Genomic DNA, 1,510 nt, shown 5'->3' with positions numbered 1-1,510 from the left:
CCCCAAAGTGTCGGCCGCCTGCGGGTTTTCACCGCTTGAACGCAGGCGCAGGCCGAAGCGGGTCTTGTACAAGACCCAGTAGAGGAAGATGGACAAGACGATGGCTACCCAAGCCGGAGCTGAGGTGTTCTTGAAGAAGATCGGCCCAATAACTGGGATCTTGGCCAGGCCAGGGAAGGAGAAGTAGCCGAAGTTCTGGTTGATGTTTTCGGTCTGCCCCTTGTTGTAGATGGCCTTGATCAGGAAGACGGCCAATGGCGGCGCCATCAGGTTCAAAACCGTCCCGGAAATAACGTGGTCAGCCCGCCAGTTGATCGTAGCTACGGCGTGCAGCAGGGAGAAGATGAGCCCGACAACCCCGCCCAAGAGGGCGCCCAGCCACGGAGTAGCGGTGCCGAAAGTTGAGGCGAAGCTCAGGTTGAAGACGATGGAGGTGAAGGCCCCCATGGTCATGATCCCTTCCAAGCCGACGTTGACGATCCCGGAGTTTTCACTGAAAGTCCCGCCCAGGGCAGTGAAAATCAAGGGAGCTGAATAAACTAAAGTTGATGAAACGATTAAGGCTAAAACAGTCACAAAGCTCATTATGCTTCCCCTCCTTTTTGCTGGTCATTAGCGGCCTGCCGGCTGGCGGTTTCCGCCGTGGCGATATAGGTCGCGGTCTTGTCAGACTTCTTTTCCTTGAAAAGCAGGCCGACAGCCCAGCTGATAGCTACGAAGAAGATGATGGCAGCGATAACGATTGACACGATTTCGAAAGGAATCCCGGCAACCGTCTGCATGCCCAGACCACCGATCTTCAGGATGGAGAAGAGCAGGGAAGCCAGCAGGATGCCGATGGCGCTCATGCCGCCCAAAAGGGCAACGGACATGCCGTCCCAGCCGATGTCCAGGGTAGTCGTTTGGGTGAAGTAGTTCTGGTAAGTCCCCAGACCTTGCACAACCCCGCCCAGGCCACAGAAGGCCCCGGACAAGAGCATGGAGATGATGATGTTCTTCTTGTCGCTCATGCCGGCGTAACGGCTGGCAAACGGGTTCAGACCAACAGCCTTGATTTCAAAGCCGACCGTGGTCTTCTTCATCAGGAACCAGAAGAGGACGAGGGCAATGATGGCCAAGAAGATACCGCCGCTGATCCGGGAGTCGCCAAACATTTCGCTCAGCCACGGAATCCGCAGGCTGCCGTTGGCCCCGATAGTCTTGGTAGTGTCGGTGTCAACGCGCAGGCTCTTGTTCATGACGTCCTGGTGCAGGTACTGGCACAGGTAGAGGACGGTGTAGTTGAGCATGATGGTGGAGATGACTTCGTTGGTCCCGAAGTAAGCCCGCAGCCAGCCGGCAATCCCGGCAACCAAGGCACCGGCGATGATGCCGGCGATGATTTCAAACGGCAACAGGATGTAGCCTGGCAGGCTCTTGAAAGCCAGGCCGATCCAGATGGCGGTCAGCCAGCCGGCTTGCGCCTGGCCCGGCAGACCGATGTTGAAGAAGCCGGCGGCTGAGGAAATCT

At 57.2% G+C, this 1,510-nt stretch carries 2 protein-coding genes; both read right to left on the bottom strand.

What is annotated here, in order from left to right; all coding sequences use genetic code 11:
* The coding region (locus lacNas_RS01080; protein WP_201346509.1) for an ABC transporter permease at positions 1 to 585 on the bottom strand (585 nt) is incomplete at its 3' end.
* On the bottom strand, positions 585 to 1,510 hold a 926-nt coding region (locus tag lacNas_RS01075), incomplete at its 5' end, for an ABC transporter permease (RefSeq protein WP_201336183.1). The genes lacNas_RS01080 and lacNas_RS01075, both read right to left, overlap by 1 nt.

It is taken from the genome of Lactobacillus nasalidis (assembly GCF_016587775.1).
Taxonomy (GTDB): Bacteria; Bacillota; Bacilli; order Lactobacillales; family Lactobacillaceae; genus Lactobacillus; species Lactobacillus nasalidis.
The sequence above is the reverse complement of the archived record's forward strand: the minus strand, read 5'-3'. Positions and strand labels throughout refer to the sequence as shown.